The sequence below is a fragment of the Bradyrhizobium sp. CCGUVB23 genome, from assembly GCF_024199885.1.
Classification (GTDB): domain Bacteria; phylum Pseudomonadota; class Alphaproteobacteria; order Rhizobiales; family Xanthobacteraceae; genus Bradyrhizobium.
Genome location: NZ_JANADQ010000001.1, coordinates 3463226 through 3480894 on the forward strand (window position 1 = coordinate 3463226; position 17669 = coordinate 3480894).

The following is a 17669-nucleotide window of genomic DNA, read 5'->3' on the forward strand; positions in this document are numbered from 1 at the left end:
GCCACGACTCTTCCCTGGGGTTGGGTCCAGGCCTTCGCCGGGACGACGGCAGAGTGTGGGGCTAGACGCACCTACCTCACCCGTAGACAAACGCCTTGTCGTCCAGATCCGTCCTCGGGATCTCGTCCTTCTCGGTCCAGTAATCCTGGCTGTGCTGCCATTCCGGCTTGTCGCCGCGCTTCGGCAGCAGGTCCATGTTGCGCATCATGTAGCCGGGGTTGAAGTTTTCCGGATCGATCCAGGGCAGGATCGGCATGTTGTGGTCTTCGGGGCGCAGCTTGACCTCGATCTTCTTGGCGCCCTTGTCCTTCATATGGCCGAGCAGCCGGCAGACGAAGTCGGCGACGAGATCGACGCGCAGCGTCCAGCTGGCGCGGAAATAGCCGAAGACCCAGACCATGTTCGGCACGCCCGTGAACATCATGCCGCGATAGGTGACCGTGCCGCCGAAGGCGAGCGGCTTGCCGTCGATTTCGAAGGCGATGTCGCCGAGCGCGGCGAGATTGAAGCCGGTCGCGGTGACGATGACGTCCGCCTCGAGCAGCTTGCCGGATTTGAGCTGGATGCCGTCCTCGACGAAGCATTCGATCTCGTCGGTGACGACCGAGGCCTTGCCGCTGGCGATGCCCTTGAACAGATCGGCATCGGGCACGAAGGCGATGCGCTGCCGCCACGGCCGATATGTCGGCGTAAAATGCGTCTCGACATCGTAGTCCGGACCGAGGATCGCGGAGATCTGCCCGATAAGCTCCTTCTTCACCTGGTCAGGCTTGGCGACACAGAGCTTTGTGAACGCGTCCTGCTCGAACAGGATTTTCCGCCGGACGATCTCGTGGATCCATTCCTCATCCACCTGAAGCTTGCGCAATTCCTCTGCGATCTCGATGGCGTTGCGGCCGATACGGAAATAGGTCGGAGAGCGCTGCAGCATGGTGGCGTGCGCGCATTTGTCGGCGATATTCGGCAGCAGCGTCGCAGCGGTTGCACCCGAACCAACCACCACGACCTTCTTGTCGGTGAGATCGAGATCATCCGGCCAGTTCTGTGGATGGACGATGCTGCCCTTGAACCGGTCCATGCCCTTCCATTCCGGCGTATAACCTTCGGAATGGCGATAATAGCCCTGACACATCCAGAGGAAATTCGCGGTGAAGGTCTTGGCCTCGCCGGTATCGGTCGTTATCGCTTCGATGGTCCAGCGATTGGTTTCGCTCGACCAGCGTGCCGAATTGATCTTGTGCTTGTAGCGGATGTGCTTGCCGAGATCGTTCTCTTCGATCACGTCGTTCATATAGGCGAGGATCTCCTCGGCAGTCGCAATCGGCGGTCCGACCCAGGGCTTGAAGCGATAGCCGAAGGTGTGGAGATCGCTGTCGGACCGGATGCCGGGATAGCGGTGCGTGATCCAGGTGCCGCCGAAGCTGTCCTTGGTTTCCAGGATGACGAAGCTCGTGCCAGGAAGCTGCTTTGTCAGGTGATAGGCGCTGCCGATGCCGGAAATGCCGGCGCCGACGATCAGGACATCGAAATGTTCAGTGACTTGCTGCGTGGTGGGCTGAGTACGGACGGCGACATTCATTGTTGATTCTTTGCCTTTTGAGGCCGCCCTTGATCAGGCGACGCGTTTCCTCCGCGAGGGGTTCATGGTCGCCCGCCGCGCTTCCGCTTCAAAATGGCATAGATCAAATCGCAATCAAATCACAGCGCCGCACCCCAGCTCCGCGCTGTCTGCAGAATCCAGTCGCGGTAGAGCGTGAGCGGCGTGACGCCGGTCAAGCCGCCGCAGCCCGCGCTGCCATTCGGCCCCGTCGACCAGCTGATGACGCCGACGACGACGGGACCGTTCGGCTTGTCCTCGAACGCGGGACCGCCGGAATCGCCGGTGCAGGCGCCGATTCCGGCGCGAACGCCGTTGGTTACGGGGTCCACGAGCCTCATTTGCAGCGTACCGGGCTGGCCCGCCACGACGAGGCCCGCAACGCGCGTCATGCCGCCGCTCTTGCCGTCGCCAGGCACCGTGACGCCGACGCCTGCGATGGTGAAGCGGCCACCGACCACAATCGGAATTTGCGGCGCACCGATCTGCGATGTTGATTTTCCTTTGAGTGGAATTTCGAGTTGCAACAGCGCCACATCGGCGGTCGCGCGATGCGACTGCATGGCCTGCATGTTGAAGCTCGGATGGATCGCGACCGCACGCACGTTCTGCAATTGCGGTTTGCGGTCGGCGGCATAGTCGAGGATCTTGTACTCCGCACCGGGCTGCACGCAGTGTGCTGCGGTGAGCACCAGCCTCGCTGCGATCAGGCTGCCGGTGCAGAAATTGCCGCGCGATCCGACGATCGTGACGATGGAACGCGCGACGCCTTCGGATTGCGGCGTGCCGCCGCCGACGATGGCCTGGGCGGGTGCGGTGAAGAGCAGCGCCGCCGCTGCGAGCAGGATGGACGTCTTGTTCATGGGCTAGTGTGGTAGCCGCTGGGACGCCGTTAGCCAAGAGACGCTTAGAAGAGAGCCTTGAAAGACATCCTTCGTGCTGGCCGTTGCGGCGGCAGCGTGCTAGCGGTTTTCACCTGATATCGACGAGGGCAGGACGGTGGCGATCGGGGCTGTGATCTTTGACTTTGGCGGCGTGTTGACGAGCTCACCCTTCGAGGCCTTCACGCGCTTTGAGCAGGAGCGCGGCCTGCCCGCCGACATCATCCGCCGCACCAATGCCGCCAATCATCTCGAAAACGCCTGGGCGAAGTTCGAGCGCGCCGAGGTCGACATCGAGACATTTGACCGGCTGTTCGCAGCGGAATCGCTTGCGCTGGGAGCGGAGGTGCGTGGTCGCGACGTGTTGCCGCTGTTGCAAGGCAATCTGCGGCCTGAGATGGTCGAGGCGTTGAAGCGGATCAAGGCGCGTTTCAAGACCGGCTGCATCACCAATAATCTTCCCGCCAACGCCATCGGCAGCATGACCGGCCGCACACTCTATGTCGCCGAGGTGATGGCGTTGTTCGATCACGTCATCGAGTCCGCCAAGATCGGCCTGCGCAAGCCGGATCCACGGATCTACAGCATGATGGTCGAGGCGCTGCAGGTCGATCCGAACGCTTGCGTCTATCTTGACGATCTCGGCGTCAATTTGAAGCCGGCGCGCGAGATGGGGATGACGACGATCAGGGTCGTAAGCGGCGCGCAGGCGATCGCGGAACTCGAGGCAGCCACGGGATTGAAGCTCGGCTAGTTCAACTCGTCATTGCGAGGAGCGGAGCGACGAAGCAATCCAGACTGTCTTCGCGGAGGGATTCTGGATTGCTTCGCTGCGCTCGCAATGACGAGATTGCGGCGGCCTCCTTCGTCAAGCGCTTTACTCCGCCGCAGTCGCAATCCGCTCCGGGAAGGCGGCGGCGAGCGAGGCGCGATCTGGTTTCAGCACGCCACGCTCCGTGATCAAGCCCGTCACCAGCCGCGCCGGCGTCACGTCGAAGCCATAGTTGGCGACCGGCGAACCCTCGGGCACGATCCGCACCGTCTCGAGCCGCCCGTCGGCGGTGCGGCCGGTCATGTCGGTGACCTCGATGGCGCTGCGCTGCTCGATCGGGATGTCGCGGATGCCGTCCTTGACCGCGAAATCGATCGTCGGCGACGGCAGCGCGACGTAGAACGGCACATTGTTGTCGTGCGCGGCGAGTGCCTTCAGGTAAGTGCCGATCTTGTTGCAGACGTCGCCATTGGCCGCGACGCGATCGGTGCCGACGATGGCAAGGTCGACCATGCCGTGCTGCATCAAGTGACCGCCGGTGTTATCGGGGATCACCGTGTGCGGCACGCCGTGGTGCCCGAGCTCCCAGGCGGTGAGCGAGGCGCCCTGGTTGCGCGGACGGGTCTCGTCGACCCAGACATGGATCTTGATGCCGCGATCATGCGCCAGATAGATCGGCGCCGTCGCGGTGCCCCAGTCGACGGTAGCAAGCCAGCCGGCATTGCAATGGGTCAGCACGTTGATGGTGTCGCCTGGTTTCTTTCTCGCGGCAATGGCCTCGATCAGTTCGAGACCATTGCGGGCAATGCCCCGATTGATCTCGACATCTTGCTCCAGAATTTCGTCGGCGCGCGCGTAAGCCGCTTCGGCGCGCTCCGGGGGATCGATCGGCGCGAGCGTGGCGCGCATCTCGTCGAGCGCCCATTTGAGATTGATGGCTGTGGGGCGCGCCACCACCAGCGTCTCGTAGGCGCGCATCAACCCTGCATCCGAACTATCCTCGCGCATGGCGAGCGCCATGCCGAATGCAGCCGTGGCGCCGATCAGCGGAGCACCACGCACCAGCATGGTGCGGATAGCGTCGGCCGCTTCCTCGCTCGTGGTGAGACGGGCGATGACGAATTCGTGCGGCAGCCGGCGCTGGTCGATGGCACCGACCGACCAGCCGTCGCGCTCGCGCCAGATGCTGCGATAATGCTTGCCGTCGACCTTCATGGCGTTCTGCCTTTCGTCCTATGCGCGGAGCACGCGTCCCGCCACGGCATCGAGCTTCCTGAGAAGTTCCGGATCACGCGCCTCGGGCGCGGTGATCAGCGCCGTGTCAAGCGCGCGGTCCGAGCCGATCGGGCACGGCTCATGCTCGCGCGGAAAATCCTTTGCCAGCCGCGCCACCAGGGCCTTGGCCTTGTCCGCGTTCGACGTCAGAACACGGATGATATCCTGAACGGTGACGGCGTCGTGATCGGGATGCCAGCAATCGAAGTCCGTCACCATGGCAACGGTGGCGTAGCAGATCTCCGCCTCGCGGGCGAGCTTGGCCTCGGGCATGTTGGTCATGCCGATCACGGAATAACCCAGCGTCTTGTAGGTCATGCTTTCCGCAAGCGTCGAGAATTGCGGCCCCTCCATGCAGACATAGGTGCCGCCGCGCGCAATTGCGATGCCTTCGGCTTCGGCCGCGGCCGCGAGATGGATACGCAGCCGCGGCGAGACCGGATGCGCCATCGACACATGCGCGACGCACCCCTTGCCGAAGAACGAACTCTCGCGCTTGTGAGCGCGGTCGACGAACTGATCGATGAGCACGAAGGTGCCGGGCGGCAGTTCCTCCTTGAAGGAACCGCAGGCCGACAGCGAAACCAGGTCGGTAACACCGGCGCGCTTCAGGACGTCGATATTGGCGCGATAGTTGATGTCGGAGGGCGACAGGCGGTGGCCCTTGTCATGCCGCGGCAGGAACACGATCGGCAGACCGGCGATGGTGCCGCGCCTGACTGGCGCCGACGGCTCGCCCCAGGGGCTTTCGATCACCTCTTCGTGCGCACTCTCGAGTCCCGGCAGGTCGTAGATGCCGGAGCCGCCGATGATGCCCAATACCGCCTGCGTCATGCCTGCTTCACCCCGTCCGCGATGTGCAACGTGGTTAAGCTATGCCAGTTTTCGGACCGATTTGGAACGGGGAGGCCGCCCGTTGAGGGCGTCATTCCGGGGCATCGCCTTACCGACGAACCCGGAATCTCGAGATTCTCAGGTGCGCAATTGCGCACCATAGTTCGATGCTGCGCATCGCCCCGGAATGACGGGGTCTTCGGCTACGCCGCCGTCGCCGGCTGCAACTGGCTCGCCACCATCCGATGCAGCGTATCGACCGACTGGAAATTCTCCGGCGTGATTTCGGATTGCGGGATGGTGAAGTCGAACTCGGCTTCGACGCCGAGCATCAGGTTGACCATGTCCATCGAGGTGAGGCCGATGTCGACGAGGCGCGCACCCGGCTTCACATCCGCGGCGAGCGAATTCTGTTCGAGGATGCCCTTCACCAGCTTGATGATGCGATCCCGCACATCGGTATCGAACGCCTGCATCTGCAATATCCCATCCTCTGATAAGGTCCGGAGCGCCGTCTACGATGGGCATGACGGGCCGATCCCGCAATGGGCGCGACTCTTAACTCGCGTTTCTTAGTAAACGATGACTCAGATTGACTAAAACTCGTGGCTTCCTTGCATTGTTAACGCGATCTCGGAAAGTCCGGTGGCGCAAAAAACCAGGTCTTAACTGCTCGTTCCGAATTAGGCCTTGTTTACCTTCAATTTCGTCGACGAATTTGAATTAAATCCGTAAGCCTCCAGGCCAAGCAAACATGGTCGGATGATCGTCACGGCGTGACCGATCTCGAACGACGAACCGGAGGCGAACCAGCATGAACGTGCGTGAAGCGGCCCTTCAACCTGTCGACGACGCTCAGGCAAGCTTTCTCGATCACAGCCCTTCTCTGGTGGAGCGCGCCGCGCGCATGGCGACGGTGGCCGCCGGCGAAGCCGAGAGCGTCGATCGCGACGGCCGCTTTCCCAACAAGGCATTCGACGCCGCGCGCGAACAAAAACTGCTCGGCGTGATGATCCCCGTCGAATTCGGCGGCTTCGGTGCCTCGATCTACGACGTCACCGACATCTGCTACACGCTCGGGCGCGCCTGCGCTTCGACCGCAATGATCTATGCGATGCATACGACGAAGGTCGCCTGCGTTATCAGACACGGCCACGGCATTCCCTGGATGGAAACCATGATGCGCCGGGTCGGCCGCGACCAGTGGCTGCTCGCCTCCTCCACCACCGAAGGCCAGAACGGCGGCAATATCCGCGCGAGCGCGGCCGCGGTCGATCATGAAGGTGACATGATCGCGTTGACGCGCGATGCCACCGTGATCTCCTACGGCGCGGAGGCCGACGGCCTCGTCACCATCGCGCGCCGCGCGGGTGATGCAGTCGCCTCCGACCAGGTGCTGCTGGCGCTCGCCAGGGACGATTATTCGCTGAAGCGGACGCTGGGCTGGGAAACGCTCGGCATGCGCGGCACCTGCTCGACCGGCTTCGAGCTGAGGGTCGACTGCCCCGCCGACCGCGTCTTCCCGGAATCCTATGACAAGATCCACGCACAGACGATGACGCCGTTCGCGCATCTGTGCTGGTCGTCGGCCTGGGCCGGCGTTGCGGCTGCCGCCGTGACGCGCGCGCAGGCATTCGTCCGCAAGGCGGCACGTGCCTCCGGCGGGCAGATGCCGCCGGCAGCGGCCCATTTCACCGCCGCGAAGATGTCGCTGGCAAAGCTCCGCGCGCTGATCGCCTCCAATATCGACGCCTTCGCCCATCACGAGCATGACGAGCGCGCGCTCGGCTCGCTCGATTTCCAGTCTTCGATCACGCTCCTCAAGGTGCAGGCCTCCGAGCTTGCGGTCGAGACCGTGATGCACGCGATGCGCACGACCGGCCTTGCCGGCTACCGCAACGACGGCGACTTCACCATGGGCCGCCACTTACGTGACGTGCTGTCCGCACCGATCATGATCAGCAATGACCGCATCCTTGCCAACGCCGCGACCTCGACCTTGATGAGCGGCGTGCCGGCAAGCCTTCGCGACTGACAAGCCTTCGAGACCGACGAGCCTACGCGACCAACAAGAAGAATTGCAGATAACAGGAAGTTTTGGCCATGAACGTTGCCGTTCTCCCGACCTCGCCCGACACTGCGCCGCAAGCCATCGATCCGCTCGACCATCTCACCGACGTGCTGTTCCACCGCATGGGTTCGGACGGCGTCTACGCCCGCACCGCGCTCTATGAGGATGTCGTGGAGCGGCTCGCCGCGCTGATCACGCGGCACCGTGAGGCCGGCACCGAGGTGATGCGCTTTCCGCCGGTCATGAGCCGGGCGCAGCTGGAGAAATCCGGTTATCTCAAAAGCTTCCCGAACCTGCTCGGCTGCGTCTGCGGCCTGCATGGAACCGAGCGCGAGATCAACGCCGCCGTGAGCCGTTTCGACGCCGGCGGCGACTGGACCACATCGCTCTCGCCCGCCGATCTCGTGCTGTCACCGGCGGCCTGCTATCCCGTCTATCCGATCGCCGCGAGCCGCGGGCAGCTGCCGAAGGGCGGCCTGCGCTTCGACGTCGCCGCCGACTGCTTCCGCCGCGAGCCGTCGCGTCATCTCGACCGGTTGCAATCGTTCCGGATGCGCGAATATGTCTGCATCGGCAGCCCCGATGACGTTGCCGATTTCCGCGAGCGCTGGATGGTGCGCGCGCAGGCAATCGCACGTGATCTCGGTCTCACCTTCCGCGTCGACTATGCCAGCGATCCCTTCTTCGGCCGCGTCGGCCAGATGAAGGCGGTGAGCCAGAAGCAGCAGCAGCTCAAGTTCGAGCTGCTCATCCCGCTGCGCTCGGAAGAGCAGCCGACGGCCTGCATGAGCTTCAACTATCATCGCGAGCACTTCGGCACGACCTGGGGCATCCAGGACGCCAATGGCGAGCCCGCCCACACGGGCTGCGTCGCCTTCGGCATGGACCGCCTCGCCGTTGCGATGTTCCACACCCACGGCACCGATCTTTCCGCCTGGCCCGCCAAGGTGCGGGATATCCTGGGCCTGTCGCCGCATGTGGCGACTGACGCCCATGTCGAAGGCTGGCGCTAAGCGACGAGGCCGATCATTTCCACGGGCATTACGAGCGTGATCCACACCAAGGTCCGATGCCGCGAGATCACGGAGTCCGATGTCGATGCCATCGCGGACCTCTTGACGCGCGGCTTCGTCGGCCGCTCGCGCGACTACTGGATCCAGGGCCTGCGCAGGCAGGCCTTCCGGCCCGTGCCCGAGGGCTATCCGCGCTTCGGCTACATGCTCGACAATGAAGGCCTGCCGGTCGGCGTGCTGCTTCTGATCTACACGGCGCGCAAGGACGGCGAGGCCATCGCCATCCATTGCAACCTGTCGAGCTGGTATGTCGAGCCGGCGTTCCGCAACTACGCGCCGCTGTTGACCAAGATCGCGCAGCGTCACAAGGACGTGACCTATCTCAACATCAGCCCGGCGGTGTGGACCTGGCCGATCATCGAGACCCAGGGATTCAAAGCCTATTGCCGCGGCCTGTACTTCTCGGTGCCGGTGCTGTCGCGCGTGCCGCGCTGGACCAAGATCGAGGTGATCGCGCCGCACGCCAAGCGAATCGAGGGCCTCGGTGAGGCCGAAACCGAGCTTTTGACGCGGCATGCGCGCTACAATTGCCTGAGCCTTGTGGTCCGCACGCCGAAGGGCGTGTTCCCCTTCATCCTGCAACCGGTGCGCATCCGCCGCGGCTGGATCGCGCCGCCGGCGATGCAACTGATCTATTGCCGCAGCGTCGCCGAATTCGTCACCTGCGCCGGCCGCATCGGCCGCCTGCTGCTGCGGCTCGGCAAGATCTCTGTCATCGTCGTTTCCAACGGTCCCATCCCCGGCCTCACCGGCGTCTACACCGAGCGGCGCGGCCGCAAATATTTCAAGGGCCCACACCGGCCGCAGCTGGCCGATCTCACAGACACGGAGCTCGTGCTGTACGGGCCGTAGCGGTCAGCGGGCGGCAAGAGATCGCAAGTCTGCCCCCTCTCCACCGTCATGCCCCGGCTTGACCGGGGCATCCAGTACGCCGCGGCCTGTCCGTATCCCATCACTGTCTCTGGAATACTGGGCGGTTTCAACCGGTCAAGCCGGGCGATGACGGCTGGGTGTGTGGCGAGCTCGCGCCTTTCACGGCCAATGACACGGCCGACGTGGTAAGCTCTAGCGATTACGGGGAGCCAACCCATGTCCGAACGCAGCACACATTGGGAAAAGGTCTACGCGACCAAGGGCGAAAACGAGGTGAGCTGGTTCCAGGAGAGCCCAGCCATCTCGCTTCAGATGATCCACGCAGCCAATCCAGGACGAGACGCCGCCATCATCGACATCGGCGGCGGCGCGTCGCGCCTCGTCGATGCGCTATTGCGGGAGGGCTATCGTTCCATTGCGGTGCTCGATCTTTCCGCCCATGCGCTGGACACTGCAAAGGCGCGCATCGGCCCTGCCGCGGCGCACGTCGACTGGATCGTTGCCGACGTCACGACATGGCGGCCGTCACGCACATACGACATCTGGCACGACCGCGCCGCGTTTCATTTCCTGACCGAGCCTTCCGATCGGGAGGCGTATATCGATCGCCTGCGGTCGGCGGTCCGCGAGGGCGGTCACCTCATCATCGGCACCTTCGCGCTCGACGGACCCGAGAAATGCAGCGGCCTTCCGGTGCAACGCTATGACGGCAACAGTCTCGCCACAGAGCTCGGCCCGGATTTCGAGCTGCTGGAGACACGTCACGACATCCACCGCACGCCCTGGGATTCGACGCAGGCGTTTCAGTTCAGCCGTTTTCGCAGGCTCAGGTAAGCAGTCCTACGCCGCGAGCTTCACGGCATGCGCAAAATCCCAATAGAGCTTGCGCGCCTTGGTGTAGAACGGACCCGGCTTCAACTCGAGCTCGTCGATACGGATGACGGGGGCGACCTTGGCGAAGTTGCCGCTCGAGAAGATCTCGTCGGCGGCGAGGAAATCGGCATAGCGCAAGGTCTTCTCGACCACTGTGACGCCGTCGGCACGCAGCAGGCCGATCACGCGCTGGCGCGTGATGCCGTTCAGGAACGTGCCGTTCGGCGCCGGCGTGTAGACCACGCCGTCTTTTGCCATGAACACGTTGGAATTGCCGAACTCCGCGACATTGCCGAGCATGTCGAGCATCAGGGCGTTCTGGAAGCCGCGGGAGGCGGCTTCGGCGAGCGCGCGCGAATTGTTCGGATAGAGGCAGGCCGCCTTCGCCTCGACCGGCGCGCATTCCGCCGTCGGCCGGCGGAACGGCGACAGCGTGATCGCGTTGCCGACCGGCTTTGGCATCGGCGCCTCGTAGATACACAGGCACCAGTTGGTGGTTTCGGGATCGAACAGCACGCCGCCGCCCGCGCCGTTCTGCGCCCAGTACATCGGACGGATGTAGAGCTCGGCGTTCGGCGCAAAGCGCGCAATGCCGTCGCGCGCGAGCGTCATCCAGCTGTCGGTGTCGACCACCGGCTTGAGGCCAAAATTGATCGCGGATTGATTGGCACGGGCGACGTGGCGATCGAGATCGGGCGCAACGCCTTCGAACGCACGGGCACCGTCGAACACGACCGAGCCCAGCCAGGCGCCATGCGTGCGCGGTCCCATGATCGGCACGTTGCCTTCGTGCCACTTGCCTTCGAAAAAGGTCCAGCTCGGCGAGTATTCGATGGGTTTTGTGCTCTCGGCCATTAGCGGGCCTCCCCTGATTGTGATGCCGCAATATGCGTCACTATTAGCCCAATTCCTAAAGGATTTCCTGCGTGAAACTACCATTAACCTGCGTGCGCGCGCGTTCAGATTTGCAGTAATATCCGGCCATCATTTGTCGTTCACTGGTGCCCCATGCCGCTCGATCCACTTGCAAAGCGCTTGTTGACCATGATGGCCGCGGCAGGTCCCGCGGCGCGCGCCCGCCCCAGCGTCGAGGCGCGACGGCAATCGCTGGCGAAGCTGATGCAGTTTGCGCGCGCGGAGGCTCCCGGCGTTGCAACATCGGACGGCACGCTGCCCGGCCCCGGCGGCGAGCTGGCTTACCGTCTCTATGCGCCGGAAAACGCCGCACCGCGGGCGCCGGGCTTCGTGTTCTTCCACGGCGGTGGGCTCGTCGCCGGCAGCATCCAGACCCATGACCGCATCGCCGCCGGCATCGCGCACGTGACCGATTGCCGCCTGGTGTCGGTCGACTACCGGCTCGCGCCCGAGCACAAATTCCCCGCCGCGATCGACGATGCGATCGCTGCGACCGAATGGGTGGCGCGGAACGCTTCTCTCCTCGGCATCGACGCCGAGCGGCTGGTGATCGGCGGCGATTCCGCCGGCGCAACGCTTGCCGCCGTCGTGTGCCAGGAGGCAACGCAGAACGCCGGCCTTTCCATCGTCGCGCAATGCCTTATCTGCCCGGTGCTTGATTTCGAGGAGACCTCGCCCTCGCGCGAGGCCTTTGCCGAAAATTACCTGATCGATCGTGTCACGATCGACGCCGATCTCGCCGATTATCTACCCGACGGCATCGACGCCGCCGATCCCCGCATCTCGCCGCTCCGCGCGTCGCGGTTGACGGGCTTGCCACCGGCGATCATCCACACGGCCGAGTTCGACCCGATGCGCGACGAAGGCAACGCCTATGCACGCAAGCTGCTGGCGGCCGGCGTTGTCGTCGAGCATGTCTGCCACGACGGCATGGTTCACAATTTCCATGCCATGGGTGCGATCCTGCCGCAGGCGCAGCTCGTGCTGTCGCAGATCGGCGAACAGGTGCGGCGGGCCGTGGGCGCGTGAGCCCTCCCGCAATTTGGTTCAAATTTTAGCTAATTCGACAACGATCGTTAGGGTTACTTCGTCGATCTCTAGACGAATTATTGCCCGCTTTACCACCCGCCTCTAACACGAGGACGGCGGATAACGCACATCCATTGACGTGCCAATAAGTGCGACCCGCCGGACGCGGAGGTGGACGATGCGCAACGAAACGATCGCTATTCACGCCGGCTACGAACCAGAAGCGACCACGCATGCGGTCGCCGTGCCGATCTACCAGACCGCGGCCTATGCGTTCGATAGCGCCGATCATGGCGCAGCTCTCTTCAATCTCGAAGCGGAAGGCTATCGCTACAGCCGCATCGCCAATCCGACCACCGCGGTACTCGAGAAGCGCATCAGCGAGCTCGAAGGCGGCGTCGGCGCTCTTGCGGTCGCAACCGGACAGGCGGCGCTGCATTTCGCCTTCGTCAACGTCGCCGATCACGGCGGCAACATCGTTTCCGTGCCGCAGCTCTACGGCACCACGCACACCCTGCTCTCCCACATCCTGCCGCGCCAGGGCATCACGGGCCGCTTCGCCGAGAGCGACAAGCCCGATGCACTCGCGCGCCTGATCGACGAGAACACCCGCGCGGTGTTCGCCGAGACCATCGGCAACCCGGCCGGCAATGTCTGCGACATCGAGGCGCTGGCGAAGATCGCCCATGCCCATGGCGTGCCGCTGATCGTCGACAACACGGTGGCGACGCCGATCCTGCTCAAGCCGTTCGACTACGGCGCCGACATTTCCGTGCATTCGCTGACGAAGTTTCTGGGCGGCCACGGCACCACGCTCGGTGGGGCCATCGTCGACTCCGGGCGTTTTCCCTGGGCGCAGCACGCCGCGCGCTTCCCGGCCTTCAACACGCCCGACGCGTCCTATCACGGCCTCGTCTATGCCGAGCGCTTCGGCAAGACCGCCTTCATCGAGCGCGTGCGCAGTATCTATCAGCGCACCATGGGCTCGGTGCTATCGCCTTTCAACGCCTTCCTGTTGCTGCAGGGTATCGAGACCGTGGCACTGCGCATGGAGCGCCATGTCGAGAACGCACGCATGGTCGCCGAATTCTTGCGCGCGGATCCGCGCGTGGCCTGGGTCAATTATGCAGGCTTCCCGGACAGCCCGTATTATCCGCTGGTGCAGAAATATCTCGCGGGCAACGGCTCGTCCCTGTTTACCTTCGGCATCAAGGGCGGCATGGAAGCCGGCAAGGCATTCTACGACGCGCTGAAGCTGATCACGCGGCTCGTCAACATCGGCGACGCAAAATCGCTTGCCTGTCATCCGGCCTCGACCACGCACCGCCAGATGTCGGCCGAGCAGCAGCGTGCCGCCGGCGTGCTGCCGGAGACGATCCGCCTCTCGATCGGCATCGAGCATATCGCCGACATCATCGAAGACATCGACCAGGCGCTGGCAAAGGCCCGCCCGTCGGAACGGCTTCAGGCTGCGGAGTAGACGGCAGCGCCGATGACCATCTTGATCGACAAGGATCAAGGTATCTTGAGCCCGGCCCTGGTGCCGGCGCTGGACGACGCACGGGGCGATGGTCGCGAGATCACGATCGGGCTGATCAACAACATGCCGGATCCGGCACTGAAGGCGACCGAGCGACAGTTCATGAAGCTGTTGCAAGCCGCCGGCCGCGGACGCCGCATCCGCTTCCAGTGTTTCTCGCTGCCCTCGGTCAAGCGCTCACCGGAGGCGCGCTGGCATGTCGAGAGCGAATATTCCGATCTCTCCGATCTGAAGCGGCAAAGGTTCGACGGCTTGATCGTGACGGGCGCCGAGCCGGTCGCGCCCGATCTCGACCAGGAGCCCTACTGGCGCGATCTCACCGACATCATCGATTGGGCGAGGACCAATACGCGCTCGACGATCTGGTCCTGCCTTGCCGCGCATGCAGCGGTGCGGCATCTCGACCGGATCACGCGGCGGCCGCTTGCCGCCAAATGCCATGGCATTTTCGACTGCGAGACGATCGGCAGCGACCCGCTGACGCGCGCCGCGCCGGCAACTCTCAAAGTCTCGCATTCAAGGCTGAACGAGGTCGCAGAGGCCGACCTCACCGAGCATGGCTATCAGGTGCTGACGCGCTCGGCGAAGGCCGGCGTTGACGTTTTCGTCCGGCAATATGCCAGCCGTTTCGTGTTCTTCCAGGGCCATCCCGAATATGACGCACTGTCGCTGCAGCGTGAATATCTGCGCGATATCGGTCGCTTCCTCGCGCGCGAGCGCGAGGCCTATCCAGCGCTGCCCATGAGCTATTTTGACGCGGCGACCGAGGAGAAGCTCATCCGCTTCGAAAAGCGCGCCAGGCATCAGCGTCATCCCGCAATGGCGAGCGAGCTGCCTGCACTGAACTTGCGCAGCGATATCGCCGCAGGAAGTGCCGCGGCCGTGCTCTTCAGGAACTGGCTCGATTTTCTCGCCGAGGATGCGGCCGCGCCGTTGTCTCTGCGCTGAGGAACCGAGCGGGTTCTCCGTTAGGCATAACGAATCGTTAAGCTTGCGTCAGGCCGAGGGCGGATGGTTCATTGCTGCCGCCCCATTTGGAAATACAGGGAAACAACCCCCGTGTGGTCGGCGATCAACGGACGTGTAAGCAATCGGCTGGCCCGGCATTTCGCGGTCTCGCCGCATCGGCTGTCAGCTCATGCGCCAATGGTCAGCTTCACCTTCGATGACGCTCCCGACAGCGCCGCGAACCTTGGCGCCCCCATGCTGGAAGAGCATGGCGGCCGCGCCACGTTCTATCTGGCCGGCAGCCAGATCGGGCAGTGGTCGGGTCACTGGCTCGGGTTGTCCAACGACGCTATCCTGAGGCTCCATCATCGTGGCCATGAGATCGCTTGCCACACGTTCTCGCATCGCCGCGCGGCAGATCTCGATCAGGCCGGGCTCGCGCACGAGATCGAGCAGAACCGCAACTATTTTCACGCGCTCGACCCGACGATCAGGCTCGAAAATTTCGCCTATCCGTATGGTCTCGCCTCGATCTGGCGCAAGCCGCAGCTCACCAGGAAGTTCCGCTCGGCACGCGGCATCCTTCCCGGCGTCAATCGCGACGTCATCGACCTGCAGCTCCTGCGTTCCACGCCCTTGATCGATAAGGATATCGATGCCGGCGGCATCGATCGCTATTTCGACGAGACCGCTGCGAGTGGCGGCTGGCTGATCTTCTATGGCCACGATGTCGTCAACCAGCCGAGCCCCTATGGCTGCTCGCCGTCGTTGTTGCACCACGCATTGAAGGCGGCGCAAAAGCGCGATGTTCCGATCGTGACGGTCGCCGAAGCCCTGCGGCGAATCGGGGCTTAGCGCTCTTTCCTCCTTCTCCCCTTGTTGTGGGAGAAGGTGGCGCGCGCAGCGCGCCGGATGAGGGGTTGCTTCAGCGAATTCGAACGCCAAAGTTTCACTTGTGGAGAGAACCCCTCACCCGCCGAGCTTCGCTCGGCACCCTCTCCCACAAGGGGAGAGGGTAAGCACCGTCCGTTCCGCGCAAACACTCTTGCCACAACCGTGCCGGCATGCGACTGCCGTTCAGCTCTTCTCACGGCCCGGTTCGACACGCCCATGTCCGTCCCCTCCACTGCCCCGCTGCCGGCGCCGGCCGATGGCCGCGACCCGTTGTCGGTGCTGCATTCGGTATTCGGGCTCTCCGGTTTCCGTGGCGCGCAAGGCGAGATCGTCAGGCACGTGACGTCGGGCGGCAATTGCCTGGTGCTGATGCCGACCGGCGGCGGCAAGTCACTCTGCTACCAGCTGCCATCGCTCTTGCGCGAGGGCTGCGGCATCGTGGTGTCGCCGCTGATCGCGCTGATGCGCGACCAGGTCGCAGGGCTGATTGAATCCGGCGTCAACGCCGCCGCGCTGAATTCTTCGCTGACGCCGCAGGAGGCTTCCGAAGTCGAGCGACGCCTGATCGCGGGCGATCTCGACCTGCTCTATGTCGCGCCCGAGCGGCTGGTCACGCCGCGCTGCCTGTCGATGCTGGCGCAGGCCAGGGTCGCGCTGTTTGCGATCGACGAGGCGCACTGCGTCTCGCAATGGGGGCACGATTTTCGTCCTGAATATGTCGCGCTCTCGGTCATCGCCGAGCGCTTTCCCGACGTGCCGCGGATCGCGCTCACCGCCACCGCCGACGAACTGACGCGGAAGGAGATTGTCGAACGGCTGCAACTCTCAGGCGCGCCCCAATTCGTCTCCAGCTTCGACCGGCCGAACATCCGCTACGAGATCGTCGACAAGCGCAATTCCGTGGCGCAATTGAAGGAGTTCCTCCGGGAGCGCCATGCCGGCGACGCCGGCATCGTCTATTGCCTGTCACGCAACCGGGTCGAGGAGGTCGCGGCTGCCTTGAGCGATGCCGGCATTCCGGCGCTGCCCTATCATGCCGGCCTCGACGGCAGTGTGCGCTCGCGCAACCAGGATCGCTTCCTGAACGAAGACGGCATCGTCATCGTCGCGACCATCGCCTTCGGCATGGGCATCGACAAGCCCGACGTACGCTTCGTCGCGCATCTCGACCTGCCCAAGAGCATCGAGGCCTATTACCAGGAGACAGGGCGCGCCGGCCGCGACGGCAATCCGTCCGCAGCCTGGATGGCTTATGGCCTCTCCGACATCGTGCAGCAGCGCCGGATGATCGACGAGTCCGGCGCCTCCGACGAGTTCAAGCGGGCGTCGATCGGCAAGCTCGAGGCGCTGGTGGGGCTTGCCGAGACCGCGCATTGCCGGCGCAGGCGGCTGCTCGCCTATTTCGGCGAGACGGTTACGGCGGAGAATTGCGGCAATTGCGACAACTGCCTGACGCCGCCGCAGATGCGCGACGGCAAGGTGCTGGCGCAGAAGCTGCTCTCCTGCGTCTACCGCACCGGACAGCGCTTCGGCGCCATGCACCTGATCGACGTGCTGGTAGGGCGCCTGACCGAGAAGGTGACGCAGTTCGGCCACGACAAGCTGACGGTGTTCGGTATCGGCCGCGAGCTCAACGAGAAGCAGTGGCGCACGGTGCTCAGGCAATTGGTGGCGATGGGGCACTTGCAGAGCGACAGCGAGGCTTTTGGCGCGCTGAAGCTGACGGAGTCCTCGCGCGGCGTCTTGCGCGGCGAGACGGAAGTCTGGCTGCGCGAGGAAACTCCTGGCACCCACCTTCGCGCCAGCCGCGCGAAATCTCGTCGCGGCGATCTTGCGCCGGCATCGAATGCGCCACAGGGCGACGTCGATCCCGAATTGCGCGCGCGCCTGCGCGCCTGGCGCTCCGAGGTCGCCCGTGAGCGCGGGGTGCCCGCCTATGTCGTGCTGCATGATGCAACGATCGACGGCATCGTGCGCGCCTGGCCGACGACGCTGGATGAACTGCGCAATGTGCCAGGGATCGGCGACAAGAAGCTCGAGCACTACGGCGAGGAGCTGCTGCGGCTGGTGCGAACGAAATGAAATCGCGCGCCA

The 17669-nt window shown here is 64.0% G+C and carries 16 protein-coding genes; 10 read left to right on the forward strand and 6 right to left on the reverse strand.

Features of this window, described 5'->3' with window-relative positions:
- Positions 1-76: 76 nt before the first annotated feature.
- Together NLN62_RS15800 and NLN62_RS15805 are read right to left on the reverse strand one after the other, a co-directional pair.
- Positions 77-1579, reverse strand: a complete 1503-nt coding sequence (locus NLN62_RS15800) for an NAD(P)/FAD-dependent oxidoreductase (RefSeq protein ID WP_254109334.1) — start codon at positions 1577-1579, stop codon at positions 77-79.
- A gap of 119 nt (positions 1580-1698) precedes the next feature.
- Entirely contained in the window at positions 1699-2460 is a 762-nt protein-coding gene (locus NLN62_RS15805) for a trypsin-like serine protease (RefSeq protein ID WP_027521645.1), read from the reverse strand.
- 136 nt (positions 2461-2596) lie between these two features.
- Between NLN62_RS15805 and NLN62_RS15810 the strand changes: the two genes are divergently transcribed.
- On the forward strand, positions 2597-3232 hold the full coding sequence (locus NLN62_RS15810) for an HAD-IA family hydrolase (protein ID WP_254109335.1): 636 nt from the start codon (positions 2597-2599) through the stop codon (positions 3230-3232).
- A gap of 123 nt (positions 3233-3355) precedes the next feature.
- Here NLN62_RS15810 and mtnA read toward each other — a convergent pair whose 3' ends face one another.
- The 3 genes from mtnA to NLN62_RS15825 form a co-directional block, all read right to left on the reverse strand.
- Complete coding sequence (gene mtnA / locus NLN62_RS15815; protein WP_254109336.1) at positions 3356-4465, reverse strand: S-methyl-5-thioribose-1-phosphate isomerase; 1110 nt, start codon at positions 4463-4465, stop codon at positions 3356-3358.
- An 18-nt stretch (positions 4466-4483) separates the two neighbouring features.
- Complete coding sequence (locus tag NLN62_RS15820; protein WP_254109337.1) at positions 4484-5359, reverse strand: S-methyl-5'-thioadenosine phosphorylase; 876 nt, start codon at positions 5357-5359, stop codon at positions 4484-4486.
- A 203-nt stretch (positions 5360-5562) separates the two neighbouring features.
- Positions 5563-5835 carry a phosphopantetheine-binding protein gene (locus NLN62_RS15825; RefSeq protein WP_027521649.1) on the reverse strand — a complete coding sequence of 91 codons (273 nt, stop codon included), beginning with the start codon at positions 5833-5835 and terminating at the stop codon, positions 5563-5565.
- A gap of 338 nt (positions 5836-6173) precedes the next feature.
- Here NLN62_RS15825 and NLN62_RS15830 point away from each other — a divergent pair, with 338 nt between their 5' ends.
- From NLN62_RS15830 to NLN62_RS15845, 4 genes are all read left to right on the forward strand, one after another.
- On the forward strand, positions 6174-7394 hold the full coding sequence (locus NLN62_RS15830) for an acyl-CoA dehydrogenase family protein (RefSeq protein WP_254109338.1): 1221 nt from the start codon (positions 6174-6176) through the stop codon (positions 7392-7394).
- Between the two features lie 68 nt (positions 7395-7462).
- Positions 7463-8443, forward strand: coding sequence for an amino acid--[acyl-carrier-protein] ligase (locus NLN62_RS15835; RefSeq protein ID WP_027521651.1), 981 nt, complete (start codon positions 7463-7465; stop codon positions 8441-8443).
- A 36-nt stretch (positions 8444-8479) separates the two neighbouring features.
- Positions 8480-9355, forward strand: coding sequence for an acyl-CoA acyltransferase (locus tag NLN62_RS15840; RefSeq protein WP_254109339.1), 876 nt, complete (start codon positions 8480-8482; stop codon positions 9353-9355).
- Between the two features lie 237 nt (positions 9356-9592).
- Positions 9593-10210, forward strand: a complete 618-nt coding sequence (locus NLN62_RS15845; protein WP_254109340.1) for a trans-aconitate 2-methyltransferase — start codon at positions 9593-9595, stop codon at positions 10208-10210.
- 6 nt (positions 10211-10216) lie between these two features.
- Here the strand turns inward: NLN62_RS15845 and NLN62_RS15850 are convergent, their stop codons facing one another.
- Positions 10217-11104, reverse strand: a complete 888-nt coding sequence (locus NLN62_RS15850) for a branched-chain amino acid aminotransferase (protein WP_254109341.1) — start codon at positions 11102-11104, stop codon at positions 10217-10219.
- A 153-nt stretch (positions 11105-11257) separates the two neighbouring features.
- Here NLN62_RS15850 and NLN62_RS15855 point away from each other — a divergent pair, with 153 nt between their 5' ends.
- From NLN62_RS15855 to recQ, 5 genes are all read left to right on the forward strand, one after another.
- The gene (locus NLN62_RS15855) at positions 11258-12193 is read left to right on the forward strand and encodes an alpha/beta hydrolase (RefSeq protein ID WP_027521655.1); all 936 of its coding nucleotides are present in this window, start codon (positions 11258-11260) and stop codon (positions 12191-12193) included.
- A 178-nt stretch (positions 12194-12371) separates the two neighbouring features.
- Positions 12372-13673, forward strand: a complete 1302-nt coding sequence (locus NLN62_RS15860; RefSeq protein WP_027521656.1) for an O-acetylhomoserine aminocarboxypropyltransferase/cysteine synthase family protein — start codon at positions 12372-12374, stop codon at positions 13671-13673.
- Between the two features lie 12 nt (positions 13674-13685).
- Positions 13686-14681 (forward strand): homoserine O-succinyltransferase, encoded by a 996-nt coding sequence (locus NLN62_RS15865; protein ID WP_254109342.1) that lies wholly within the window; start codon positions 13686-13688, stop codon positions 14679-14681.
- A gap of 111 nt (positions 14682-14792) precedes the next feature.
- Positions 14793-15536 (forward strand): polysaccharide deacetylase family protein, encoded by a 744-nt coding sequence (locus NLN62_RS15870; protein WP_254109343.1) that lies wholly within the window; start codon positions 14793-14795, stop codon positions 15534-15536.
- A gap of 255 nt (positions 15537-15791) precedes the next feature.
- Complete coding sequence (gene recQ, locus NLN62_RS15875) at positions 15792-17657, forward strand: DNA helicase RecQ (protein ID WP_254109344.1); 1866 nt, start codon at positions 15792-15794, stop codon at positions 17655-17657.
- Positions 17658-17669: the final 12 nt, after the last annotated feature.